Here is a 22,803-nt window from a genome sequence, read left to right on the forward strand (position 1 = left end):
GGTTACGGCCGCTGTCTTCGTAACGAAGTGCAACTATCTGGCTTCGTGGAGAACGTCCGGCACCGGACGTCGGCATCGCCTATGCTCCTGTGCTGAAGCAATCACCAGAGAGTTCTGCCCGGAGAGGGAGGGAGCTCCGGGCGACGCCGGGAGGACGGGTGACCACCGACAGCAGTGCGGACCAGCAGGGGCTGGTCGGCCGCGCGGCCGACGCCGTGGAGCAGGCGACGGACACGCGCGCTCTCGATGTCGTCGCGCGGCTCGGCTTCGCGGCGCTCGCGGTGGTGCACATCCTGATCGGTTTCATCGCGTTGCGCCTCGCCTTCGGAGGGAACGGCGAGGCCGAGCCGACCGGGGCACTGGAGGAAGTGGCCGAAGGGCACCTCGGTACCCCGGCCATGTGGATCTGCGCCGCGGGATGTGCGGGCCTCGCCCTGTGGCAGCTCAGTGAGGCCACCCTGCGGGCACGGCATCTGCCCACCGGCAAGCGCATCGGCAAGCACGTCTCGTCCGGCGCGCTCGCCGTCATCTACGGGTCGATGGCGGGGACCTTCGCGCGATTCGCCCTCGGGGACGGGCCCGACTCCTCCGAGTCGACGGTGGACTTCACGCGGACCCTCCTGGCCTCGGACATCGGGCTCTTCCTCGTGTTCGTCACCGCCGCGGTGCTTCTCGGCATCGGCGTGCACTTCGTGGTCAAGGGACTCCGCCGCGGGTTCCGGCCGGAGCTCCGGAAGTTCGAGGACACCCGCCGGGGACGCGTGATCGAGGCGTTCGGCGTCGTCGGGCATGTTGCCAAGGGGCTGGCGCTGCTCCTCGTGGGCGGGCTGTTCGTCCTCGCCGGCCTGCACCGCAATCCGCAGGAATCCACCGGGCTCGACGGCAGCCTCAAGGTGCTCCAGTACCACCCCATGGGCGTGTACGTGCTGACGATCATCGCAGTGGGGCTCGTCTGCTACGGCGTCTTCGCCGTCATCCGTGCCATGTTCGGCCGCATGTGAGCGGTGCGGGGCACGAGCAGAGAATCTGCCGCTCCTGCGGTCGCCGCATCGAGTGGCGGAAGAAGTGGGAGCGGAACTGGGAGTCGATCGCCTACTGCAGTGACTCCTGCCGTGCACGGAAGATACGGCCCATCGACGCCGCGCTCGAGGAGTGGCTCCTGGCACGCCTCGACGGCACACCGCGCGGTACGACGGTCGACCCGGCGGACGCCGCGACGGCCCTGGCCACCGGCGGCACGGGCCTTGCGGAACCCGCCCGCCGCGCGGCCCGTCGCCTCGTCGGTCGCGGACTCGCGGAGATGGTGCAGCGCGGCGCCGTCGTCGACCCGTCGACGGCACAGGGCCCGGTGGCCCTGCGGGCACCCCGCTGACGACTCCCGCTAGGCCAGTGCGCCGCGCAGCTCCTGGCAGAGCTCGCCGAGTGCCTGCGGGACGGCCCTGCTGATGCGGGGGAATGCCATGAAGCCATGGGGCATTCCGATATAGGTCGTGGTCCGCACGGCGGACCCCGCCGACTGGAGGGCCGCGGCGTAGCGGAGGCCGTCGTCGCGCAGCGGATCGTGTTCGGCCACCTGCACCAGGGCCGGCGGAAGCCCGGTCAGGTCATCGGCGAGCAGGGGCGACGCATAGGGGTGCCGCGGGTCCTGGTCCTTGAGGTAATGGCCGCGGAACGCCAGCATGTCGGCCTTCGTGAGGATCGGGGCGTTCGCGTTCTCGTCGATGGACGGGCTCGCCATGGTCATGTCGGTCGCGGGGTACACCAGCCCCTGGAACGCGATGGCGGGGCCTGACCGGTCCCGGGCCATGAGGGCGACGACGGCAGCCAGGTTCCCTCCCGCGCTGTCGCCCACGACGGCGACGCGGGACGTGTCGGCGCCGAGCTCGGCCCCGCGAGCGATCAGGTCGACGGTCGCCGCGTAGGCATCCTCCGCTGCGGCCGGCCACCGGTGACCGGGCGCCAGCCGGTAGTCGAGGGACGCGACGACGGCGTGCGCGTCCCGGGCGATGCTGCTCGCGAACCAGTCGTACGTGTCCAGGCTCCCCGAGGTCCAGCCTCCACCATGGATGAACACGACCAGCGGGGGAGTGTCGCCCGACGTGGGCGGATGATAGGTCCGGACCCGGATGGTCCCGTCGGCGCCGGCAGCCGTGGTGTTACGTACCTCCACGCCCCTGGCGAGCCCGCCGAGCAGGAGGTCGGTCAGCGGGTTGTGGCCGATCACCCGGCGCTGGTCCGCCAGGATCTGGTCCTCGGAGCGCCTGGTCACGGAGGCCAGGCCGATGAGCCGACCCAACAGCCTCGTCCGCAGGTCGATCCTCTTCATTCCCTCACCTTCCCGATCGTTCATGGACAGCACGGCAGACCGCTGGCAGGAGGTCCGTCGGTACCTCGTCCGTCCGGTCAGACGACCGACCAGCCGCCGTCGGAGGGCAGGATGGCGCCGTTGATGTTCACGCCGTCGTCGCTGAGCAGGAACGAGATCGTGGCCGCGAGGTGTGCCGGGTCGGCGATGCTGGGAATGTTGACGCGGGCACCCTCCAGCCGGGTGGATCCGTACGCCGAGGGCGTGCCCGGCATGGGGATGCCGGTGGCGACGCCCCCCGGGGCGACGGCGTTGATGCGCAGGCCTTCCTTCGCGTACATGAACGCGGCGCTGCGGGTGATGCCCACGACCGCGTGCTTCGACGCCGTGTAGGCGACGCCCGATGCGGAGCCGCGCAGGCCCGCCTCGGAGGCGACGTTGACGATCGAGCCGTGACCGGCGTCGAGCATGACCGGCAGGACCGCCCGCGTGAGGCGCATCAGTCCTTCCACGTTGACGGCGAACACCCGCGTCCACATCGCGTCGGACACCTCGTGCAGCGGGCTGAAGTCGTCGTTGATCCCCGCCACGTTGGCCAGGGCATCGATGCGGCCGTCCGCGCCGGAGATGATGCGTTCCACAGCCGCCGGGTCGGTGAGGTCGGCCGCGATCGGGACGACCTGGTGGCCCTCGAGGGTTGCAGCGAGATCCTCCACGCGGTCAGCGGCGATGTCGACGGCGAGCACACGACCGCCCTCCCGGGCCACCCGTGACGCGGTGGCGCGGCCGATCCCCGATCCGGCGCCCGTGACGATCACGGTACGTCCCTCGAAGCGTCCCGGGATGATGCGCTCCTGCCAGACGGAAGCATCCATCTCCGGGATCACGCCCCCGTTGACCTGCTTGACCAATCCGTCGACCGCTTCCTGCGGCAGGGCGCCCTGGCTCAGGGCGACCAACTGCTGCAGGGGCATGGAGCGAGCCGGCCCGAGGGCGGCCTCGTCAGTGCCGGCCTGCGCCAGGAAGCCCCGCAGAACCGGCCCGCCCTCGGGGTGGCCGAGCCACTGCTCGATCGTGCTGTGGGCGGTCAGGGTGGCAGGGGTCTGCGTCATTGCTGGTCCTTCCGACGGTCCGCGAGCAGGGGTACTCGTTTCAGCAGGCTACATTCAACACCGTTGAATGGCTAGCCCTGCCGCCGGGAAGGTCCCTTGGGCCCGTCGGCACGGAGGGGCCGGCCGGCGGCGCGAAGCCTGGAGCTAGTGTTGGAGCATGATCGAGGGCAGGGCCGAGACGCGCACGGCGATTCTCCGTGCCGCGCGCACCCTGTTCCTCGAGAAGGGCTACGCCGGCGCCTCGGTGCGATCGGTGGCGTCCGCCGCCGGTGTGGACGCCGCCCTCCCCATCCACTACTTCGGGACGAAGGAGGCCTTGTTCCTCGAGGCCATGCCGTCGATGCCCGACTACCAGCCCCTGCTCGAAGGGGATCCGGACAGCCTGGGCGAGCGCTTCGTCCGGTACGTGCTGGAGGAGGACGGGCACCTGCGGCCCCTCTATCTCACGCTCCTGCGTGCCAGTGACGCCGGAGCCGTGGGTGAGCAGCTGCGGCACCTCCACGAGACGACCTTCGTCGCTCCGCTCGAGGCCCGCCTGGTCGGTCCGGATGCGGACCTCCGTGCCCGGCTGGCCGCAGCACTGGTCGGCGGGCTGATGTACGCGCTGTGGGTCGTGGGGGACGAGCGGCTGCTCGCGGAGGGGGAGGACGTCATCATCCGTCGGTACGGAGCGCTCCTGCAGCAGCTGATCACGCCGCTGCCATAGGCCCTGCACGGCTGGGTAGGACGATGGTGCGCGTCGAGGTGTCCGCGCGTGTTGCTCGGTGGGTAGTTATGATTAGAGGCTTGAGCATCGGTTTCATCCCAGGAATGTCCCGGTGCTGGAAGGGAGAAGGACACGAGGTGGAGCGGCGCGTAAGTGCAGGCGCGGGAGAAGCAGTCGATCGCATCAAGGCTCATGCTCGGGGCATCTTCGAGGCAACGTCGTCGGCGTATTCGCTGATGGATCCCGAGTACGTGATCATCGACGTGAATCCGGCGTTCGCCGATCTGGTGGGGGTTTCCGCTGCCGATCTGGTCGGGCGCCAGGCTTTCGAGGTGTTCGCCGAGAGCCCGTCACAGTCCGGGCAGGAACCGGCCAGGGTGATGCGCGAATCACTCGAACGGGTGAAGAGGACCGGACAGAGGGACAGCCTGCTCCTGCACCGTTTCGACATCCCCGATCCTGCCCGCCCCGGCGCGTTCCTCGAGCGGTACTGGAGCCCGGTCAACAGCCCCGTCCTGGACGACGAGGGTCGAGTGGTCGCTCTTCTGCAGGAGGTGCACGACGTCACCGAGCACCGCGCGGACCTCGTCCGTCTTCTGGATTACCTCAGTGCTGATCCGGACGCATCCGACGCGGACCGGAATCAGCGCTTCACGGAGTACTCGGCGGCGACCATGGTGACCTCCGGGCTCTATCGCTCCGCGCGACAGGAGGTGGAGCAGCTGCAGGAAGCGATGAGCTCGCGGGCCGGCATCGAGCAGGCCAAGGGCATTCTCATGGCCCAGCATCACTGCACCAGCGAAGAAGCCTTCCTTCGGCTGCAGAAGATGTCCAACGACACGAACGTCCGGCTGAGGGATGTCGCAACCGCCATCATCTACCAGGCGAAAGCACCCCGCAGCGGCGGATGATCACCACGCACTCCCCGAGGCATTGCCTGGCGCTGCGTCAGCCGGCGACCTGCGCGAGCTGCAGGAGGTTTCCGACGGTGTCGTCGAGTACGGCCACGATGACGGGGCCCATGTCGGTCGGCGGTTGCGTGAACGTGACGCCGAGTGCGGAAAGCCTGTCGTACTCGGCCTGTACATCGGGAACTCCGAGGACGCAGAACGGTATGCCGTCAGCAGCGATCGCATCGGTGAAGGGCGCGGTCGCCGGGTGGCCCTTGGGCTCGAGGGAGATCTCAGTGGCGTCCGCACGGTCAGGGTCGATCACCGTGAGCCAGCGGTGCGCGCCCATGGGGATGTCCGCGGACACGACGAACCCCAGTTGCTGCGTGTAGAAGTCGAGGGCCCGCTGCTGGTCGTCGACGAAGATGCTCACTGCTTGGAGTTTCATGATTCTGCCTTCCGGGGTGGCCATCGATCGAGGATCACGGCCAGGGGTGAGGTATCGATGGTGTGGAACCGGTGGACACCGCTGCGCTCGGAGTGAACGAGCCCGGCCTCCTCGAGGACGTCGAGGTGCTGCGCCACCGCCTGGCGTGACGGAGTGAGGTCATGATTCAGGGCGAGGCCAGGGCGTCCCGGTGCACCTGTGCCACCGGCGCGAGCCGGGTGAGCTGGGTGACGTGCCTGGGCTCGAGTTCCCCGATGGAGCACACCCCGAGCAGGCGCATGGTGCGCTCGATCTCGTCGCGGAGGATCGCGATGGCCCTGTCCACGCCTTCGCGGCCGCCGGCCATCAGCCCGTACAGGTAGGCGCGGCCGATGAGGGTGAATTTCGCGCCCAGGGCCATGGCGGCGACGATGTCGGCTCCGTTCATGATGCCGGTATCGACCATGATCGTGGCGTCGGCGCCGACCTCGCGGACCACCTGCGGGAGCAGGTGGAACGGGATGGGGGCGCGGTCGAGCTGGCGGCCGCCGTGGTTGGACAGGATGATCCCGTCCACGCCCAGGTCCACGAGACGGACGGAGTCCTCGACGTTCTGCACGCCCTTGATCACGATCTTCCCTGGCCACAGGTCGCGGATGATGGCGAGATCGTCGTAGCTGATCGTCGGGTCCATCGCGGCGTTCAGCAGGTCTCCCACCGTTCCGCCGGTATCGGTCAGGGACGCGAACTCGAGTTTCGGAGTCGTGAGGAAGTCCACCCACCACCAGGGCCGCGGCACCGCATTGAGGATGGTGCCGATGGACAGTTGCGGCGGGATGGAGAATCCGTTGCGCTTGTCCCGGAGGCGGGCGCCGGCGACGGGCGTGTCGACGGTGAACATGAGGGTGTCGAAGCCGGCCTCGCCGGCGCGCCTGACGAGGTCGTAGGAGATCTCCCGCTGCCGCATCACATACAGCTGGAACCAGTTGCGCCCGGTCGGGTTGGCCGCCTTCACGCCCTCGATCGACGTCGTGCCGAGGGTCGAGAGGGTGAAGGGGATGCCGGCTGCGGCGGCTGCCCCGGCGCCGGCGGTCTCGCCCTCGGTCTGCATGAGCCGGGTGAAGCCGGTCGGGGCGATGCCGAAGGGCAGGGCGCTCGGCCCACCGAGGATCTGGACCGAGGTGTCGACGTGCTCGGCCGGCCGGAGGATCGAGGGGTGGAACTCGATGTCCTCGAACGCCTGCCGGGCGCGGGCCAGGGACAGCTCACCCTCGGCGGCGCCGTCGGTGTAGTCGAAGGCGGCCCTGGGGGTGCGGCGCTTGGCGATCGTGCGCAGGTCCGCGATGGTGAGCGCCGCCTCCAGGCGCCGCTTCTTCCCGTTGAGCTCGATCTTCTTGAACTGCATCAGCTCGAGCATCTCCGCGGGAACGGGGAGTTGGCGCTTGGTCATGGGGAAGTCCTTCCGATGGGGACGGATGTGAGGTCCGTGGTGCCGGGCGAGGCGAGAGAGCGTGGCTGGTAGTAGGCCGGCTCCCTTCCCGCCGCAACGAGACGTCTGAGCCGGCTGAGTCCGCCGTCGACGTGGCCGCTGGTCCGCGCTTGGACGAGAAGGTTGCCGAGCGCCGTCGCTTCGACCGGTCCTGCGATGACCGGCTTACCCGTAGCGTCGGCTGTCAACTGACACAGGAGCTGGTTCTGGGATCCGCCTCCTACGATGTGCACCACGTCCACTCGTGTGTCGGTGAGGCGCTCAGCGTCGGCGAGGGTTCGTGCGTATCCGGCTGCCAGGCTGTCGAGGATGCTCCGGACTATTGCTGCAGGCTCATCCGGCACACTCGTCCCGGTATTGGCGGCGGCTTGCTGGATGCGCCTCGGCATGTCGCCAGGAGCGATGAAGGAAGGGTCGTCGACGTCGACCTGTGGTCCACCCGCGGGCAGCGCGGCTGCGGCAGCAAGAAGGGAGTCGAGCGACTCATCGATCCCCTCCTCCGCCCATGTGCGTCGGCATTCGCTCAGGAGCCAGAGGCCGCCCACGTTGCGCAGGTAGCGGATGGTTCCGTCCACTCCCCGCTCGTTGGTGAAGTTCGCGGCCCGACTTGCCTCGGTGAGGACCGGGTGCCGTAGCTCCAGCCCCACGAGCGACCATGTTCCGGAGGAGATGTACGCAAAGTGCGGTGATTGGGCGGGTACCGCAGCCACGGCTGAGGCGGTGTCGTGGGACCCCACGGCAACGACCTTCGTCGATGCCGGTAGATTGGTGCGCTCGGCGATCTCGGGGAGCAGGGCACCGATAGGCTGACCAGCCTCTACCAGAGGCGGGAACAGGTCCTTCGGTAGCCCCAGGGCCTCATGGAATTCGGTAGCCCACTCTCCGGCGACAGCATCGAACAGGCCCGTGGTGGACGCATTCGTCGATTCGGTGCGGCGTTCACCGGTGAGCCGGTAGGCGATCAGGTCGGGGATCAGCAGGGCCTGAACGCCTTCCAGCGTCCGCTCGGCCGCCAACTGGTAGACCGTGTTGAAGGGCAGGAACTGCAGGCCCGTCGTGCTGTAGAGGCGTGCCTGGTCGACCTTTCGGTGCACCTGATCGATGGTCACTCGAGTGCGGTCGTCCCGGTAGCTGATGGGTTGAGCCACGAGCTCACCTGCCGCATCCACCAGACCGTAGTCGACTGCCCACGTGTCGATCCCGATACTGATGATCTGCTCGCCCTGCGCGGCTGCGACCGTTGCCGCCTCGGTGAGTCCGACCAGAACCTCCTCCAACAGCGCATCGAGGTCCCAGCGAAGATGCCCGTCGAGAGTGACGACGCCGTTGGGGAACCGATGCATGACCTCCATTTCGATTCGCCGGTCCGCTGAGGACTCCTGCGTCCCGTTGGCAGGGTCTGTCAGCCGTCCGAGGATCACGCGGCCGGAGGACGCCCCGATGTCGACGGCGGCGAACGCCTGCCTCTGGGCCCCGCTCGGATCGTCCGTCATGTCAGCGCAGGAAGGCGGCGGCGACGCCCGCATCCACGGGGATGTGCAGGCCCGTGGTGTGCGAGAGTTCGTCGGAGGTGAGGACGGCGACGGCGTTGGCGACGTTCTCCGGCAGCACCTCGCGCTTGAGGAGGGTCCGCTGCGCGTAGTACTCGCCGAGCTTCTCCTCCTCGACGCCGTAGACCGCTGCCCGCTTGGCGCCCCAGCCGCCGGCGAAGATGCCGGAGCCGCGGACCACGCCGTCGGGGTTGATGCCGTTGACGCGGACGCCGTGCCCGCCGAGCTCGGCGGCGAGGAGGCGGACCTGATGGGCCTGATCGGCCTTCGTGGCGCTGTAGGCGATGTTGTTGGGCCCGGCGAAGACCGAGTTCTTCGAGGAGATGTAGATGATGTCACCGCCCATGTCCTGCTCGATCAGCACCTTCGCGGCGGCCTGCGACATGAGGAAGGAGCCCTTCGCCATGACGTCGTGCTGCAGGTCCCAGTCCTTCTCCGTCGTCTCCAGGAGCGGCTTTGAGATGGACAGCCCGGCGTTGTTGACCACGAGGTCGAGACCCCCGAAGGCCAGGACGGCGGCCTTCACGGCCTGGAGCACCTGGGCCGCGTCGGTGACGTCCGCCTGGACGCCGATCGCGACATCCGGGCCGCCCAGTTCCGCCGCGACGGTGGAGGCACTGTCGATGTTCAGGTCCGCGATGACCACGCAGGCGCCCTCGGCGGCCAGGCGTGTGGCGATCGCCTTGCCGATGCCCGACGCCGCACCCGTCACCAGCGCGATGCGCCCCGCGTGGGACTTGGGCTTGGGCATGCGCGCGAGCTTGGCCTCCTCGAGGGCCCAGTACTCGATGCGGAACTTCTCGCTCTCCTCGATGGGGGAGTAGGTGGAGATGGCCTCGGCGCCACGCATGACGTTGATCGCGTTGAGGTAGAACTCACCGGCCACGCGGGCAGTCTGCTTGGTGGATCCGAAGGAGAACATGCCGACGCCGGGCACCAGCACGATCGCGGGGTCCGCACCGCGCATCGCGGGGGAGTCCGGGGTGGCGTGGCGCTGGTAGTACGCGGCGTAGTCCGCCCGGTACTCGGCGTGCAGCTCGCGCAGGCGCAGCAGGCAGCTCTCGACGTCGGCGCCGGCCGGGAGGTCGAGGACCAGCGGCTTGACCTTGGTGCGGAGGAAGTGGTCGGGGCAGCTCGTCCCGAGTGCGCCGAGGCGCGGGTGGTTCGCGGAGGCGAGGAAGTCCAGCACGCGGGGGTCGTCGGTGAAGTGGCCCACTTGGGCCCTGTCCGTGGAGGCGAGGCCCCGGATGGTCGGGGCCAGCGCAGCGGCCTTCGCCCGGCGTTCCTCCGCGGGCAGCGCGGCGTGGCCCTCGAGGGCGGCACCGAAGGGTTCCGTCCGCCCGTGCTCGGCGATGTAGCGTTCGGCGGTCTCGATGATCCACAGCGAGTTCGCCTCGGCCTCCTCGGAGGTGTCGCCCCAGGCCGTGATGCCGTGGCCGCCGAGGATTGTTCCGATGGCCTCGGGGTGGGCCTCCTTGATGGCCGCGATGTCGAGCCCGAGCTGGAAGCCGGGCCGGCGCCAGGGCACCCATACGACCTTCGGCCCGAAGATCGTCGCGGTCAGCGCCTCGCCGTCGGCGGCCGTCGCGACGGCGATACCCGAGTCGGGGTGCAGGTGATCCACGTGGGCGGCGTCGACGAGGCCGTGCATGGCCGTGTCGATGGACGGAGCGGCTCCGCCCTTGCCGTGCAGCGTGTAGTCGAAGGCCGCGACCATCTCGTCCTCGCGCTCCACACCGGGGTAGACGCCCTGGAGGGCCCGCATCCGGTCCAGCCGCAGCACCGCGAGCCCGGATTCCTGCAGCGTCCCGAGGTCGCCGCCCGAGCCCTTGACCCAGAGCAGCTCGACGTCCTCACCGGTCACCGGGTCCAGCCCGCTGCCCTTCGCCGAGGTGTTCCCGCCGGCATAGTTCGTGTTCCGCTTGTCGGCGCCCAATCGGTTGGAACGCCCGATGAGGTCCCTGACGGTCGGGTTCGTGGGACGGTCGGTGGAAGCGGTGGTGTGCCCTGTCGTCGTCGTCACTGTCATGCTCCCCATCCGGCCTGCAGGCCGCCCTGTCGTTCGGTGTTGATCCGGTCCTGGTAGCCGCTCGCCCGGTAGGCCGCCATCGGGTCTCCGGGCAGGCCCTTCGCCTCGCGCCACTGTGCCAGGGCGGGCCGGACGTCCGTGTAGAAGGCGTCCATCAGGACGGCGTTGGCCCCGAGGACGTCCCCGGACTCCTGCGCCGCGGTCAGCGCGGTGCGGTCGACGAGCAGCGCGCGCGCCGTCATCTCCTGCACGTTCAGCACGGAACGGATCTGGCCGGGGATCTTCTCCTCGAGGTTGTGGCACTGGTCGAGCATGAGCGCGATCCCGCTCGACGGGTCCAGACCGCCGCCGCGGACGACCTCGGCCATGATGCGGAAGAGCTGGAAGGGGTCCGCGGCGCCGACGATGAGGTCGTCGTCGGCGTAGAAGCGCGAGTTGAAGTCGAACGAGCCGAGTTTCCCGAGACGGATCAGCTGGGCCACGATGAACTCGATGTTGGTCCCCGGTGCATGGTGCCCGGTGTCGAGGCAGACGAGCGCCTTCTCGCCGAGCTGCAGGCAGTGGGCGTAGGAGGTGCCCCAGTCGGGCACGTCCGTGTGATAGAACGCCGGCTCGAAGAACTTGTACTCGAGCACGAGTCGCTGGTCCTCGCCGAGCCGGTCGTAGACCTTGCGCAGGGACTCCTGGAGCCAGTCCTGCCGGGAGCGCATGTCGGCCTGGCCGGGGTAGTTGGAGCCGTCGGCAAGCCAGATCTTCAGGTCCCGGGAGCCGGTGACGTTCATGACCTCGATGCACTCGTACATATGGTCGATGGCCTTGTTCCGCACGGCGGCGTCGCTGTGGGTCAGGCTGCCGAACTTGTAGTCGTCGTCCTGGAAGGTGTTGCTGTTGATGGTGCCCAGCCGCACGCCGTGGTCCGCGGCGTGGGAGGCGAGGACCCCGTAGTCGTCCACCTTGTCCCAGGGGATGTGGAGTGCCACGCTCGGGGCGAGGCCGGTCAGCCGATTGACCATGCCCGCGTCGGCGATCTTCTCCTCGACGGAGCGGGGGGTGCCGGGTGTCGCGAACACCTTGAAGCGTGTTCCGGAATTGCCGTAGGCCCAGGAGGGAACCTCGATGGCGAGCTGGTCCAGCTCCGCAGCGATGTCGTCGATGACAGTCATGTACTCTCTCCAGCGTTGAAGGGTGAGCGGCCGCCGGGTGCTCGGGGCACCGCCGGCGGCGGGAGTTCGGGTGTTGTCGCCTGCCCGGAACGGGCCGGGAAGGGGTATCAGGAATCGATGCGCCTTTGAATCGTTTCATTGGCACGTTTCAAAGTTATCCTTGCCTGAGACCGAGTGTCAACAGTCCTGCCGGCCGCCCGCGCCGGGGCCGGACGCGAGCTTCGAGGTAGCCATGGAGAGCCGAACCGTCAGCATCAAGGACGTCGCGGACCGCGCAGGAGTGGCGGTCGGCACCGTGTCCAACGTTCTGAACCATCCCGCGCGCGTCTCCGCCGCCACGCGGGAGCGCGTGCAGGAAGCGATCGACGACCTGGGGTTCGTCCGCAACGACGCCGCACGGCAACTGCGCGCGGGCCAGAGCCGCACCATCGGGCTGATCGTGCTCGATGTCGGCAATCCGTTCTTCTCCTCGCTGGCCCGCGCCGCGGAGGACTGCGCGGCCGAGAACGGCAGCACCGTGGTCCTCGGCGACAGTGGCCAGGATGCCGACCGTGAGGCCCGCTACATCGACGTCTTCGAGCAGCAGCGCGTCCAGGGCATGCTCATCTCGCCCGTCGGCGACGTCGGGCCGCGCGTCGAGGCCCTGCGCACGCGCGGCATGCCGGTGGTGCTGGTGGATCGGACGGATGCACAGCGACGCTGCAGCTCGGTGTCCGTGGACGACGTCGCCGGAGGGTACATGGCGGTGCGCCACCTCCTCGACGCAGGGCGGCGGCGCATCGTCTTCGTAGGGACCCGGGCCGATTACCGCCAGGTGGCGGACCGGCTGGCGGGAGCACGCCAGGCGGTCGAGGAATGCGACGGCGCCGTCCTCGAGGTCGTCGAGGCCGAAGCGATGACGGTCCTGGCGGGCCGCGAGGTCGGCGGCGAGATCGCGCAGCGCAGCAGGGCGGAACTGCCCGACGGGATCTTCTGCGCCAACGATCTCCTCGCGATCGGCGTGATGCAGGCCGTGCTGCTGATCCGCGGCCTGCGGATCCCGGAGGACATCGCCCTCATCGGCTACGACGACATCGACTTCTCGACCTCCGCGGTGGTGCCTCTGTCGAGTGTCCGGAAGCCGACCGCACTCATGGGGCGCACCGCCATCGAGCTCCTCCTCGAGGAGATCGAAAGGCCCGCATCACGACGACGGCAGGTCATCTTCGACCCGGAACTCGTCGAGCGCGGCAGCACCCAGGCGCCGGTCCACGCGGTCGGCTGACCGCTTCCGGTGCTCCTGCGCCCGAGGTAACAGGTCCGTCTCGGGCTGTTGACGGTGATGTGGCTCACGCCTACTATTCGATGTGAACCGTTGCTCTGAAACGATTCATTTGCCCTGAGGAGTCGCATTGACGCACTTTGCCGGTCGTGGCAGCGAGGCCATGGACCAGACCGACCCGGAGCGGACCTCGGTGCTGAGCCTCCGGGGAGCGCTGAAGACGTTCGGTCCGGTCGTCGCCCTCGCGGACGGCACCATCGACCTCTCAGCCGGCGAGATCCACGCGCTGGTGGGTGAGAACGGTGCGGGCAAGTCCACGCTCGTGAAGATCCTCGCCGGGGTGCACCAACCCGATGCGGGCGAGTTCCTCGTCGCGGGCCAGACCGTCAGCTTCCGCAACGTCGCCGACAGCAAGGCCGCGGGTATCTCGGTCATCTACCAGGAACCCACGCTGTTCCCCGACCTCACGGTGGCCGAGAACATCTTCATCGGACGCCAGCCGAAGGGCCGCTTCGGCCTGATCAGCCGCATCGAGATGCGTCGACGCGCCCGGGAGCTGTTCGATCAGCTCGGCGTCCCGATCGATCCGGACCGCGTGGCGGAAGGGCTCTCCATCGCCGATCAGCAGATCATCGAGATCGCCAAGGCCATCTCCCTCGACGCCCGCGTGCTGGTCATGGACGAACCCACGGCGGCGCTCAGCGGTGTCGAGGTGGACCGCCTCTTCGCCGTCGCGCGCCGCCTGCGGGACGCGGGCAGCGGCATCCTCTTCATCTCGCACCGCTTCGACGAGGTCTTCGGCCTCTGCGACCGCATCACGGTCATGCGCGACGGCACCTACATCGCCACGCATGAGACTGGTGCGACGTCCGTCGAGGCGATCGTCCGCGAGATGGTGGGCCGTGACATCGACGCCCTGTTCCCCAAGACCGAGACGGAAGCGGGCGACGTCGTCCTGCGGGTCAGTGGGCTGACCCGCCCGGGCGTGTTCCACGACATCGATTTCGAGGTGAGGGCCGGCGAGATCGTGGCCCTCTCGGGGCTGGTCGGCGCCGGGCGTACCGAGGTGGCCCGCGCGGTCTTCGGCATCGACCGCTACGAATCCGGCACCGTCACGATGGCCGGGCAGCCGCTGCGCCGCAAGGACCCCCGCGCCGCGATCGACGCAGGTATCGGCTTCGTGCCCGAGGACCGGCGCAAGCAGGGGCTCGTCATGGACCTCTCGGTGGAGCGCAACGCTACCCTCACGCTCCGGCACTCGCTCGCCCGGTTCGGCATCATCAGCGGCCGCGCCGAGCGCGAGGCCGCCGAGACCTGGGGGAAGCGCCTGCAGGTCAAGGCAGGCTCGCCCGAACACGCCGTCTCCACCCTGTCCGGCGGCAACCAGCAGAAGGTGGTCCTCGCGAAGTGGCTCGCCACGGACCCGAAGCTGCTCATCGTCGACGAGCCCACCCGCGGCATCGACGTCGGGACCAAGGCCGAGGTGCACCGCCTCATCTCCGAACTCGCCGGTCGCGGGATCGCGATCCTCATGATCTCCTCCGAGCTCCCAGAGGTGCTCGGCATGGCGGATCGCGTGCTGGTCATGCGGGAGGGCCGGATCACCGGCCGCCTCGACCGCGCCGAGGCCACGGCAGAGACCGTCATGCACGCCGCCACCGCATCCCTGGAGTCCTCGCGATGAGCCTCGACAGCAAGAGCGCGGCCCCCGCGCACCCCACCCCCGGGCACTCCCGTCCCTCGGCGCTCGCCTCCTTCCTCAGGCTCCGCGAACTCCCGGTGATCCTCGCCCTCGTCGTGCTCGTCGCCGTGACCGCGGCGCTCAACCCGCTGTTCCTCAGCGAGCAGGGCATCAAGGACCTGCTGCTGAACGCGACCATCCTGATGATCCTCGCCGTCGGCCAGACGCTCGTGATCATCACCCGGAACATCGATCTGTCCGTCGGTTCCATCCTCGGCCTCGTGGCCTTCGGCACCGGCAGCATCTTCGTGGCCGCCCCGAACCTGCCGATCATCGCGGTGTTCCTCCTCGGAATGCTCTTCGGTGCGGTCCTCGGGGCCCTGAACGGCCTGCTGATCACCATCGCGAAGGTCCCGGCCCTCGTCATCACGCTCGGCACGCTCTACATCTTCCGCGGCATCAACAACGCCTGGGCGGGCGGCACCCAGTACTTCGCCGGTGACCGCCCCGAGGCGTTCGGCAACCTCTCCGTGGACACCGTCCTCGGGTTCCCCGTGATCACGCTGATCGCCGTGGTCGTCGTCGGGATCGTCGCGGTGTACATGCTGGGCACGCGGCCGGGCCGCGATCTCTACGCCATCGGCTCCGACCCCGATGCGGCGCGCCTCTTCGGCATCCCGGTCACGCGCCGGGTACTGCTCGCCTTCGTGGTGAACGGCCTGCTCGCCGGCCTCGCCGGCGTGCTGTACGCCAGCCGCTTCAACTCGGTGGGGGCGACCACGGGCTCCGGCCTCGAGCTCGACGTCGTCGCCGCGGCGGTGGTGGGTGGTGTCGCGATCTTCGGTGGCAGCGGCACCGTGGTCGGGGCCGCGATCGGGGCACTCCTGCTGACCACAATCACCAGCGCACTGACGGCGCTGCGCGTGGACAAGTTCTGGCAGCAGGCCATCGTGGGCATCCTGATCCTCGCCGCCGTCGTCATCGACCGCCTCGCCAGCGTGCGGTCCGCCCGCAAGCTCCGGATCGCGGAGGCGCGCAATGTCTGACCGACTCGACGCCCAGCCAGGACCGGCGGCCGGCTCCGACGCCTCCGTCCAGCCCGCACGGGATCGGCCGGAGACCGGCTCTCCAAAGAAAGGCACGCGCATGGCCGCCCCAGGAACCAGGACCTCCGAGGAGAAGACGGCACGCCGGCCGGCTGCAGGGCGGGCCGACACCACCAAGGTGCTCGCCGTCCCCAAGGGCCGCACCGGTGCCGCGCGGATCCTGCTCGGACGCGACGCGATCATGATCTACGTGCTCGTCGTCGTCGTGCTCTACGCGAGCATCGTGATCCCGCGCTTCGCCTCGCCGGTCACGGTCGGTTTCCTGCTCCTGGACGTGATCCCCACGCTGCTCATCGCCCTGCCGATGACGCTCGTGATCATCTCGGGGGAGATCGATCTCTCGGTGGCCAGCATCGCAGGGCTCACCAGCGCACTCATGGGTGTGCTCTGGCAGGGTGGCATGCCGATCGCGCTGGTCCTCGTGATCTGCGTCCTCGCGGGCCTCGTGGCCGGCGCATTCAACGGGGTGCTCATCGCCTACCTCGGGTTGCCGTCACTCGCCGTCACCATCGGCACGCTCGCCCTGTTCCGGGGCCTCGCCCTCGTGGTGATTGGAGACAACGCGGTGGCGAACTTCCCGCCGGGGCTCACGTCCTTCGTCACCTCGAAGATCGGCGGCACGGGCATCCCCACCGTGATGGTGGGCGTGGTGGCGCTCATCATCGCGTTCGCCGTCGTGCTGCACTTCACGCCGTTCGGGCGCGGGCTCTTCGCCCTCGGCTACAGCAAGGAGGCCGCCACCTTCGTGGGGATCGACGTCGCCCGCTCGAAGTTCCTGCTCTACCTGGCCACCGGGATCGTGTCGGCGCTCGCCGGCATCTACTGGACGCTCCGGTATTCGAGCGCCCGGAGCGACAACGCGAGCGGACTCGAACTCGCGGTCATCGCCGCCGTGCTGCTGGGCGGCGTCTCGATCTTCGGCGGCAAGGGATCGATCCCCGGCGTCCTCGCGGGCGTGCTGCTGATCGGCACCATCAACTACGCCCTGAAGCTGGACCGCGTCTCCGAGGTGGTCCTCATCATCGTGACGGGTTCCCTGCTCATCCTCTCCGTGGTGGCACCGACCATCGGTGCCGCCGTCCAGCGGGCCCGCCATGCGAGGCAGGTCCGCGCAGCACCACTTCCTTAGGCCGTCCCCCTGAGGTCGAACCCGGCGTCTGGTCTCCAGCGCCCTTCGAAAGGAAAAACAATGAGGTTTATTCATTCCGGATCCACCCGGCGCCGGGCGGCGTTCGCGGCTCTCGCGACGAGCGCCGCGCTGGTCCTCAGTGCATGCGGTGGCGGTGCGGCCACCGACGGCGGCGGCGGCGCTGAAGGCGGCAGCGGGTCGGACGGCGAGCAGACGATCACGTTCATCCCCAAGCAGCTCAACAACCCCTACACCGACGTGGTGCTGGGCGGTGGCGAGGACGGTGCAACGGAGGCCGGCTTCGCCTCGTCCGAGGTGGTCGGCCCGCTCGACGCCAGTGCGTCCAGCCAGGTGTCCTTCATCAACGCGGAGACGCAGCGCGGCACCAACGTGATCGTGATCGCCGCCAACGACCCCGATGCCGTCGGCCCCGCCCTCGAGGAGGCCCGCACCGCGGGCTCCAAGATCGTCGCGTTCGACTCCGACACCAACCCCGACTACCGCGATCTCTTCGTCAGCCAGGTCAACGCCAAGGACGTGGCCCTGATCCAGCTCGAGCTCATCTCGAAGCAGATCGGAGGGGAGGGCGAGGTCGCGATCCTCTCGGCCACCGCCAACGCCACCAACCAGAACGAGTGGATCAAGTTCATGGAGGAGGAGCTCGCCTCCAACCCCGAGTACGCGAACATCGAGCTCGTCGCGAAGGTCTACGGCGACGACGACGACACCAAGTCCTTCCAGGAGGCCCAGGGCCTGCTGCAGGCCTACCCGAACCTGAAGGGCATCATCTCGCCCACCACGGTGGGCATCGCCGCGACGGCGCGGTACCTCTCCACGTCGGAGTACAAGGGCAAGGTGGCACTGACGGGGCTCGGGCTGCCCAACGAGATGCGGCCGTTCGTGGAGGACGGCACCGTCACCGAGTTCGCCCTCTGGGACCCGGCACAGCTCGGCTACGTGGCGGCCTTCGCCGGCAAGGCACTGGCCGACGGCTCGATCACCGGCGAGGTCGGCGACACCTTCGAAGCCGGCGAGCTCGGCGAGCGCGAGGTGACGGAGGGCGGGATCGTGCTGGTCGGTCCGCCCACCGTGTTCAGCGCGGAGAACATCGGCGACTACGACTTCTAGTCACCCGGGCGGGGCGCTCCTGGCGGGCGCCCCGCCCTCGCGTGTGATCCCCGTCCTGTTCCTCCTCCACTCCTCCTTCATTCCTCGTCCCGACCGCCCCAGGAGCAACCATGACCACCGACTCCCCGGTCTCGTCCGCGCCGCTCGCCCTACCCGGCCTGCTCGAACCGGTCCGCCGGCGTCCCACGCGCCTCGGACTCGTCTCGGGCGGCCTCGGTGCGTACTGGCCGCAGTTCCCCGACCTCCTGCCGCAGCTGCAGGAATCGGCGCGGTACGTCACCTCCCGCTTCGACGCGCTCGACGCCGACGTGACCGACGTCGGGTTCGTGTCGGACGCCCGCGAGGCGGCACGGGCCGCCGAGGAGCTCCGGCGGGCGGACTGCGACCTGATCGTCATCTTCCTCACCACCTACCTGACCTCCTCGATGGTCCTGCCGATCGCTCAGCGCTCGCAGACGCCGGTCCTCGTGATCGACCTGCAGCCCACCGAGGCCATGGACCACGCGAACTTCGACACCGGCAAGTGGCTCGCGTACTGCGGGCAGTGCCCCGTGCCCGAGGTCGCCAATGTGTTCAAGCGGGCGGGCATCCCGTTCCGCTCGGTCTCCGGGTACCTCACGCAGGAGTCCGCGTGGGAGCGCATCAACCAGTGGGTCCACGCCGCCGGTGTCCGCGGCAGGCTGCGGCACGCCCGCCACGGCCTCATGGGGCACGTCTACCCGGGCATGCTCGACGTCTCGACCGACCTCACCACTGTGTCGACGACGTTCGGCTCACACGTGGAGGTGGTCGAGTTCGACGACCTGCGCGAGTTCGTCGGCGAGGTGACGGACGAGCAGGTCCGCGAACGCATGGCGCTCGCCCGGACCCTGTTCACCGTGGACCGCTCCGTGGACGACGACGACTTCGCGTGGGGCGCGAAGGTCTCCGTGGGGCTCGACCGGCTCGTCACCGAGTTCGACCTCGACTCCCTCGCCTACTACCACCGCGGGCTCGCGGGGGAACAGCACGAACGCCTCGGTGCGGGCATGATCCTCGGCGCCTCGATCCTCACGGCCCGCGGTGTCCCGATGGCGGGCGAGTACGAGCTGCGGACCTCGATCGCGATGGTCGCCGCGCAGGCGATGGGGGCCGGCGGCTCCTTCACCGAGATCCAGGCCCTCAACTTCCTCGACAACGTGGTGGAGATGGGCCACGACGGTCCGGCCCACCTCGCCGTGAGCGCCGCCGACCCGCTGCTGCGGGGACTCGGGGTCTACCACGGCAAGCGCGGCTGGGGCGTCTCGGTGGAGTTCGACGTCCGCCACGGTCCCGTCACCACCTTCGGCATCGGCCAGGACCCGGACGGCTCCTACGTCTTCGTCACCTCGGAGGGCACCGTGGTGCCCGGCCCGCTGCTCGCCATCGGCAACACGACGTCGCGCGTGGACTTCGGGGGCGACCCCGGGTTGTGGGTGGACGAGTGGAGCCAGACGGGCATCGGTCACCACTGGGCCCTCTGCGCCGGCCACCGCGCAGCAGATGTCAGGGCCGCGGCGTCCCTCCTCGGCGTCGAGCACCGCCACGTGGCGCTCTGAGGCCCCGGAGATGGAGAGGAGAACCATGGAACGCGTGTGCTTCCAGCTGCAGGTCCGGCCCGAGCGCATCCCCGAGTACCGCGAACGACATGCGGCCATCTGGCCCGAGATGGCGCGGGCGCTCAAGGACACCGGGTGGACCAACTACTCGCTGTTCCTGCGCCCGGACGGCCTGCTGATCGGATACGTGGAGTGCGAGGATTTCGCCGCGGCCCAGGCCGCGATGGCAGACACGGAGGTCAATGCGCGGTGGCAGGCGGAGATGGCGCCGTTCTTCGTGGCCCTCGAGGGCCGTCCCGATGAGGGCATGCTCAGGCTCGACGAGGTCTTCCACCTCGAGGACCAGCTGTAGGGCGGGCATCCTCCGTCGGGGTGCTGCGTGCCGTCCGCAGCAGGGTGACGGCGAGCGTCCCCGCCACGGGCGTCCACAGCGCCCGTTCCAGGCGGGACCGTGACGCGAGGTTCATGGCGGTGCCGAGCATCATGAGGGCAGAGGCTCCCGAGAGGATCCGGCGCCTCGCCGTCGAGCCCGGACCCCTGCCCAGCGTGATGAGGGTGAGCGCGCCGTAGGCCAGGGAGGCCACGGCGCTCGATGCGCGGTACTTCGCCGGCAGCGCACCCCGGTGAGCGCCTCCGTACGCCGCTTCTCCCCACGGTGCGCCGAGGGCGAGGGCGGCCTGGAATGCTGCGACGACGGCGAGGAGAGCGGCCGCCAGGGTTGCCGGCCGCTGGTGGGTTGCCGGCGGGAGGTGAGTTCGGGTCATGGTCGGATCGTAGCGAGTCCGGCGGCCCCGAGGCCAGGGTCGGAGCCGCGGAGCAGGCCGGACGGCCGAGGCCCCGGCCCGGACGGCTGTCATGCGTCCGCCCGGCAGCAGCCGCTGATCATCGCTCTACTACTCCCTCTTGCTAGCTACCGGTACCCAGTGTTACTTTGTACCAGTATCAAGCAGCACTAGGTAGCGGGAGGGGCCCATGGGCAAGCAGGCGACGGAGATGCTGAAGGGCACCCTCGAAGGGATCGTCCTCGCCCTCCTGGCCGGCAGGGCGGCCTACGGCTATGAGATCACTGCGTGGCTGAGGGATCAGGGCTTCACGGACATCGCCGAGGGCACCATCTATGCACTCCTGATTCGCGCGGAACAGCGCGGACTCGTCGATGTCGAGAAGGTCCCCTCCGAGAAGGGGCCTCCGCGCAAGGTCTACTCCCTCAATGCGCGGGGGCAGGAATACCTCGACGAGTTCTGGAGGACCTGGAGCTTCCTCTCCGAACGGCTCGAACAGCTCCGCGAAGGAGGACGGTGACCATGTGGATCGAGAAGATCGTCGGGGATCTCGGCGACAAGAAGCGGTACCGGGAGTACAGGGAGCGCGTGCGGCAGTTGCCCGACGGCTACCGGGAGGCGGCCCTCGCGCTGGAGCGCTACCTGCTCCACCTCGGACCGAGCAGTGACGGCAACAGCCTCATCGCGATGGTCACCGACCTCGCGGACCTCTTCGAGCAGAGCGTCGCCGCAGGCACCCCGCTGCGCGACGTCGTCGGGACCGACCCCGTGGAGTTCGCCGAGGAGTTCATGCAGAACTACGGCGGCGGGAGCTGGATCCGGAAGGAACGGGACCGGCTCGCGAAGGCCATCGACCGCGCCGAGGCGGAGGAACGGGGATGACCGCCGAGGCTCCGGCGATCCGCGTGACGGCCCTCGCCAAGTCCTACAAGGACCTGCACGTCCTCCGCGGCGTCGACTTCGAGGTGGCCCGCGGCAGCATCTTCGCGCTGCTCGGCTCGAACGGCGCCGGCAAGAAGACCCTGGTGAGGATCCTGTCCACGCTGCTCGCCCCGGACACCGGGACGGCCGCCGTCAACGGCTTCGACGTCGCCGCCCAGGCGCCGGACGTCCGGGAATCCGTCAGCCTCACGGGGCAGTTCGCCGCCGTCGACGAGATCCTCAGCGGCCGCGAGAACCTCGTGCTCGTCGCGAGGCTACGGCACCTGGAGGATCCTCGGCAGATCGCCGAGGACCTGCTGCGGCGCTTCGCCCTCACCGACGCGGGGGACCGGAAGGCGGCCACCTACTCGGGCGGGATGCGCCGCCGCCTGGACATCGCCATGAGCCTCATCGGCCGCCCGCCGGTCGTCTTCCTCGACGAACCGACCACGGGCCTCGACCCGGAGGCCCGGCTGGAGGTGTGGCGTGCCGTCCGGGAACTGGCAGGGCAGGGCACCACCGTGCTGCTGACCACGCAGTACCTGGACGAGGCCGAGCAGCTCGCCGATCGCATCGCCATCCTTCACGAGGGCCGGATCATCGCGAACGGTACGCTCGCGGAGCTCCGGCAGGTCCTCCCGCCCGCCCGGGTGGAGTACGTAGAGAAGCAGCCGACCCTCGAGGACGTGTTCCTCGCGATCATCGGCACCACCCCGTCGGGCAGGGACGAGCAGGCCGGAGGGGGATCCCGATGAGCACCCACATGGTCCGCGATACCGCGGCGCTGACCGGCCGGTCGCTGCGCCACATCACCCGGAGCTTCGACACCATCGTCACGACGGCGGTCATGCCCGTCGCCATCATGGTCCTGTTCGTCGTCGTGTTCGGCGGGGCGATCGACACGGGCACGTCCTCCTACGTCAACTACATGCTGCCGGGCGTCCTGCTCATCACGGTCGCCTCCGGCGTGGCATACACGGCGTACCGGCTGTTCCTGGACCTGCAGAGCGGCATCTTCGAGCGCTTCCAGTCCATGCCCATCGCCCGGTCCAGCGTGCTGTGGGCGCACGTGCTGACCTCGCTCGTCGCGAACCTCGTCTCCCTCGCGATCGTCGTCGGCGTCGCCCTCCTCATGGGCTTCCGGACGACGGCGGGCCCCGGCGCCTGGCTGGGCGTGCTCGGCATGCTGGTGCTCTTCGCCCTCGCCCTGACCTGGATGGCGGTGATCGCGGGCCTGTCCGCGAAGACCGTGGACGGCGCGAGCGCGTTCTCCTACCCGCTGATCTTCCTCCCGTTCGTCAGCTCGGCCTTCGCCCCGACGGAGACCATGCCCGGCCCCGTCCGCTGGTTCGCCGAGAACCAGCCGGTCACGTCGATCGTGAACTCGATCAGGGACCTGTTCGCGGGCCGGCCGCTCGACGGCGACCTCTGGACGGCGCTCGCGTGGTGCGCCGCGCTCCTCGCCGCCGCCTACGCCGTCGCCATCGCGACGTACCGGCGGAGGACGAGCTAGTACCCGGCCGCTCTGCTTTGAGCAGAGCGGCCCC

Annotated in this window: 23 protein-coding genes; 15 read left to right on the forward strand and 8 right to left on the reverse strand. The window is 69.2% G+C overall.

The window, feature by feature from the left end:
- The first annotated feature begins 158 nt into the window (after positions 1-158).
- Complete coding sequence (locus AC4D2C_RS04055) at positions 159-1,001, forward strand: DUF1206 domain-containing protein (protein WP_490912798.1); 843 nt, start codon at positions 159-161, stop codon at positions 999-1,001.
- On the forward strand, positions 998-1,372 hold the full coding sequence (locus AC4D2C_RS04060) for a DUF2256 domain-containing protein (RefSeq protein WP_490912799.1): 375 nt from the start codon (positions 998-1,000) through the stop codon (positions 1,370-1,372). The genes AC4D2C_RS04055 and AC4D2C_RS04060 overlap by 4 nt, the downstream gene beginning before the upstream one ends.
- A gap of 9 nt (positions 1,373-1,381) precedes the next feature.
- Here AC4D2C_RS04060 and AC4D2C_RS04065 read toward each other — a convergent pair whose 3' ends face one another.
- Both AC4D2C_RS04065 and AC4D2C_RS04070 read right to left on the reverse strand, forming a co-directional pair.
- Complete coding sequence (locus tag AC4D2C_RS04065) at positions 1,382-2,326, reverse strand: alpha/beta hydrolase (RefSeq protein ID WP_490912801.1); 945 nt, start codon at positions 2,324-2,326, stop codon at positions 1,382-1,384.
- Between the two features lie 77 nt (positions 2,327-2,403).
- Positions 2,404-3,417: an SDR family NAD(P)-dependent oxidoreductase gene (locus AC4D2C_RS04070; RefSeq protein ID WP_490912803.1), complete on the reverse strand. Its 1,014-nt coding sequence runs from the start codon at positions 3,415-3,417 to the stop codon at positions 2,404-2,406.
- A gap of 157 nt (positions 3,418-3,574) precedes the next feature.
- On the opposite strand from AC4D2C_RS04070, the gene AC4D2C_RS04075 reads away from it, so the two are divergent.
- Both AC4D2C_RS04075 and AC4D2C_RS04080 read left to right on the forward strand, forming a co-directional pair.
- The gene (locus AC4D2C_RS04075; RefSeq protein WP_490912804.1) at positions 3,575-4,123 is read left to right on the forward strand and encodes a TetR/AcrR family transcriptional regulator; all 549 of its coding nucleotides are present in this window, start codon (positions 3,575-3,577) and stop codon (positions 4,121-4,123) included.
- Between the two features lie 137 nt (positions 4,124-4,260).
- Positions 4,261-5,034: an ANTAR domain-containing response regulator gene (locus AC4D2C_RS04080; protein WP_490908455.1), complete on the forward strand. Its 774-nt coding sequence runs from the start codon at positions 4,261-4,263 to the stop codon at positions 5,032-5,034.
- A gap of 37 nt (positions 5,035-5,071) precedes the next feature.
- Here AC4D2C_RS04080 and AC4D2C_RS04085 read toward each other — a convergent pair whose 3' ends face one another.
- The 5 genes from AC4D2C_RS04085 to rhaI form a co-directional block, all read right to left on the reverse strand.
- Positions 5,072-5,461 (reverse strand): VOC family protein, encoded by a 390-nt coding sequence (locus AC4D2C_RS04085; protein ID WP_490912806.1) that lies wholly within the window; start codon positions 5,459-5,461, stop codon positions 5,072-5,074.
- A gap of 166 nt (positions 5,462-5,627) precedes the next feature.
- Positions 5,628-6,890 (reverse strand): alpha-hydroxy acid oxidase, encoded by a 1,263-nt coding sequence (locus tag AC4D2C_RS04090; protein WP_490912808.1) that lies wholly within the window; start codon positions 6,888-6,890, stop codon positions 5,628-5,630.
- Positions 6,887-8,422 (reverse strand): rhamnulokinase, encoded by a 1,536-nt coding sequence (locus AC4D2C_RS04095; RefSeq protein ID WP_490912809.1) that lies wholly within the window; start codon positions 8,420-8,422, stop codon positions 6,887-6,889. Before AC4D2C_RS04095 ends, AC4D2C_RS04090 begins: the two co-directional genes overlap by 4 nt.
- A 1-nt stretch (position 8,423) precedes the next feature.
- Entirely contained in the window at positions 8,424-10,502 is a 2,079-nt protein-coding gene (locus AC4D2C_RS04100; RefSeq protein WP_490912810.1) for a bifunctional aldolase/short-chain dehydrogenase, read from the reverse strand.
- A gap of 2 nt (positions 10,503-10,504) precedes the next feature.
- Complete coding sequence (gene rhaI, locus AC4D2C_RS04105) at positions 10,505-11,671, reverse strand: L-rhamnose isomerase (protein ID WP_490912811.1); 1,167 nt, start codon at positions 11,669-11,671, stop codon at positions 10,505-10,507.
- 232 nt (positions 11,672-11,903) lie between these two features.
- Between rhaI and AC4D2C_RS04110 the strand changes: the two genes are divergently transcribed.
- The 7 genes from AC4D2C_RS04110 to AC4D2C_RS04140 all read left to right on the forward strand — a co-directional run bounded on the left by AC4D2C_RS04110 (position 11,904) and on the right by AC4D2C_RS04140 (position 19,905).
- Complete coding sequence (locus AC4D2C_RS04110) at positions 11,904-12,935, forward strand: LacI family DNA-binding transcriptional regulator (protein WP_490912812.1); 1,032 nt, start codon at positions 11,904-11,906, stop codon at positions 12,933-12,935.
- Positions 12,936-13,095: 160 nt separating this feature from the next.
- Positions 13,096-14,616, forward strand: coding sequence for a sugar ABC transporter ATP-binding protein (locus AC4D2C_RS04115; protein WP_490913038.1), 1,521 nt, complete (start codon positions 13,096-13,098; stop codon positions 14,614-14,616).
- Positions 14,613-15,659, forward strand: a complete 1,047-nt coding sequence (locus AC4D2C_RS04120) for an ABC transporter permease (RefSeq protein WP_490912814.1) — start codon at positions 14,613-14,615, stop codon at positions 15,657-15,659. The genes AC4D2C_RS04115 and AC4D2C_RS04120 overlap by 4 nt, the downstream gene beginning before the upstream one ends.
- Positions 15,660-15,759: 100 nt before the next feature.
- The gene (locus AC4D2C_RS04125) at positions 15,760-16,848 is read left to right on the forward strand and encodes an ABC transporter permease (RefSeq protein ID WP_490912816.1); all 1,089 of its coding nucleotides are present in this window, start codon (positions 15,760-15,762) and stop codon (positions 16,846-16,848) included.
- A gap of 60 nt (positions 16,849-16,908) precedes the next feature.
- The gene (rhaS, locus tag AC4D2C_RS04130) at positions 16,909-17,976 is read left to right on the forward strand and encodes a rhamnose ABC transporter substrate-binding protein (protein ID WP_490912818.1); all 1,068 of its coding nucleotides are present in this window, start codon (positions 16,909-16,911) and stop codon (positions 17,974-17,976) included.
- Between the two features lie 110 nt (positions 17,977-18,086).
- The gene (locus tag AC4D2C_RS04135) at positions 18,087-19,553 is read left to right on the forward strand and encodes an arabinose isomerase (protein ID WP_490912820.1); all 1,467 of its coding nucleotides are present in this window, start codon (positions 18,087-18,089) and stop codon (positions 19,551-19,553) included.
- A gap of 25 nt (positions 19,554-19,578) precedes the next feature.
- Positions 19,579-19,905 carry an L-rhamnose mutarotase gene (locus tag AC4D2C_RS04140; RefSeq protein ID WP_490912822.1) on the forward strand — a complete coding sequence of 109 codons (327 nt, stop codon included), beginning with the start codon at positions 19,579-19,581 and terminating at the stop codon, positions 19,903-19,905.
- On the opposite strand, the gene AC4D2C_RS04145 is transcribed toward AC4D2C_RS04140, so the two are convergent.
- Positions 19,865-20,317 carry a hypothetical protein gene (locus tag AC4D2C_RS04145; RefSeq protein ID WP_490912824.1) on the reverse strand — a complete coding sequence of 151 codons (453 nt, stop codon included), beginning with the start codon at positions 20,315-20,317 and terminating at the stop codon, positions 19,865-19,867. The two genes, AC4D2C_RS04140 and AC4D2C_RS04145, sit on opposite strands and share 41 nt — an antisense overlap.
- A gap of 208 nt (positions 20,318-20,525) precedes the next feature.
- Here AC4D2C_RS04145 and AC4D2C_RS04150 point away from each other — a divergent pair, with 208 nt between their 5' ends.
- From AC4D2C_RS04150 to AC4D2C_RS04165, 4 genes are read left to right on the forward strand one after another with little or no spacing between them, the layout of a single operon-like run.
- The gene (locus AC4D2C_RS04150; RefSeq protein ID WP_490908442.1) at positions 20,526-20,855 is read left to right on the forward strand and encodes a PadR family transcriptional regulator; all 330 of its coding nucleotides are present in this window, start codon (positions 20,526-20,528) and stop codon (positions 20,853-20,855) included.
- 2 nt (positions 20,856-20,857) lie between these two features.
- Positions 20,858-21,217 (forward strand): DUF1048 domain-containing protein, encoded by a 360-nt coding sequence (locus tag AC4D2C_RS04155; RefSeq protein ID WP_490913039.1) that lies wholly within the window; start codon positions 20,858-20,860, stop codon positions 21,215-21,217.
- The gene (locus AC4D2C_RS04160) at positions 21,214-22,011 is read left to right on the forward strand and encodes an ABC transporter ATP-binding protein (protein ID WP_490912826.1); all 798 of its coding nucleotides are present in this window, start codon (positions 21,214-21,216) and stop codon (positions 22,009-22,011) included. Before AC4D2C_RS04155 ends, AC4D2C_RS04160 begins: the two co-directional genes overlap by 4 nt.
- A complete protein-coding gene (locus AC4D2C_RS04165; RefSeq protein ID WP_490912828.1) occupies positions 22,008-22,769 on the forward strand; it encodes an ABC transporter permease in 762 nt (253 codons plus the stop codon). The genes AC4D2C_RS04160 and AC4D2C_RS04165 overlap by 4 nt, the downstream gene beginning before the upstream one ends.
- Positions 22,770-22,803 lie beyond the last annotated feature (34 nt).

The organism is Arthrobacter sp. TJ-240, from assembly GCF_058269195.1.

Excerpts from the sequence above, each read along its gene's own strand:
- AC4D2C_RS04065 (WP_490912801.1), bottom strand. The coding sequence starts at position 2,326 with ATGAAGAGGATCGACCTGCGGACGAGGCTGTTGGGTCGGCTCATCGGC.
- AC4D2C_RS04070 (WP_490912803.1), bottom strand. The coding sequence starts at position 3,417 with ATGACGCAGACCCCTGCCACCCTGACCGCCCACAGCACGATCGAGCAG.
- AC4D2C_RS04075 (WP_490912804.1), top strand. The coding sequence starts at position 3,575 with ATGATCGAGGGCAGGGCCGAGACGCGCACGGCGATTCTCCGTGCCGCG.
- AC4D2C_RS04085 (WP_490912806.1), bottom strand. The coding sequence starts at position 5,461 with ATGAAACTCCAAGCAGTGAGCATCTTCGTCGACGACCAGCAGCGGGCC.
- AC4D2C_RS04090 (WP_490912808.1), bottom strand. The coding sequence starts at position 6,890 with ATGACCAAGCGCCAACTCCCCGTTCCCGCGGAGATGCTCGAGCTGATG.
- AC4D2C_RS04095 (WP_490912809.1), bottom strand. The coding sequence starts at position 8,422 with ATGACGGACGATCCGAGCGGGGCCCAGAGGCAGGCGTTCGCCGCCGTC.
- rhaI (WP_490912811.1), bottom strand. The coding sequence starts at position 11,671 with ATGACTGTCATCGACGACATCGCTGCGGAGCTGGACCAGCTCGCCATC.
- AC4D2C_RS04110 (WP_490912812.1), top strand. The coding sequence starts at position 11,904 with ATGGAGAGCCGAACCGTCAGCATCAAGGACGTCGCGGACCGCGCAGGA.
- AC4D2C_RS04115 (WP_490913038.1), top strand. The coding sequence starts at position 13,096 with ATGGACCAGACCGACCCGGAGCGGACCTCGGTGCTGAGCCTCCGGGGA.
- AC4D2C_RS04120 (WP_490912814.1), top strand. The coding sequence starts at position 14,613 with ATGAGCCTCGACAGCAAGAGCGCGGCCCCCGCGCACCCCACCCCCGGG.
- AC4D2C_RS04125 (WP_490912816.1), top strand. The coding sequence starts at position 15,760 with ATGGCCGCCCCAGGAACCAGGACCTCCGAGGAGAAGACGGCACGCCGG.
- rhaS (WP_490912818.1), top strand. The coding sequence starts at position 16,909 with ATGAGGTTTATTCATTCCGGATCCACCCGGCGCCGGGCGGCGTTCGCG.
- AC4D2C_RS04135 (WP_490912820.1), top strand. The coding sequence starts at position 18,087 with ATGACCACCGACTCCCCGGTCTCGTCCGCGCCGCTCGCCCTACCCGGC.
- AC4D2C_RS04140 (WP_490912822.1), top strand. The coding sequence starts at position 19,579 with ATGGAACGCGTGTGCTTCCAGCTGCAGGTCCGGCCCGAGCGCATCCCC.
- AC4D2C_RS04145 (WP_490912824.1), bottom strand. The coding sequence starts at position 20,317 with ATGACCCGAACTCACCTCCCGCCGGCAACCCACCAGCGGCCGGCAACC.
- AC4D2C_RS04150 (WP_490908442.1), top strand. The coding sequence starts at position 20,526 with ATGGGCAAGCAGGCGACGGAGATGCTGAAGGGCACCCTCGAAGGGATC.
- AC4D2C_RS04155 (WP_490913039.1), top strand. The coding sequence starts at position 20,858 with ATGTGGATCGAGAAGATCGTCGGGGATCTCGGCGACAAGAAGCGGTAC.
- AC4D2C_RS04160 (WP_490912826.1), top strand. The coding sequence starts at position 21,214 with ATGACCGCCGAGGCTCCGGCGATCCGCGTGACGGCCCTCGCCAAGTCC.
- AC4D2C_RS04165 (WP_490912828.1), top strand. The coding sequence starts at position 22,008 with ATGAGCACCCACATGGTCCGCGATACCGCGGCGCTGACCGGCCGGTCG.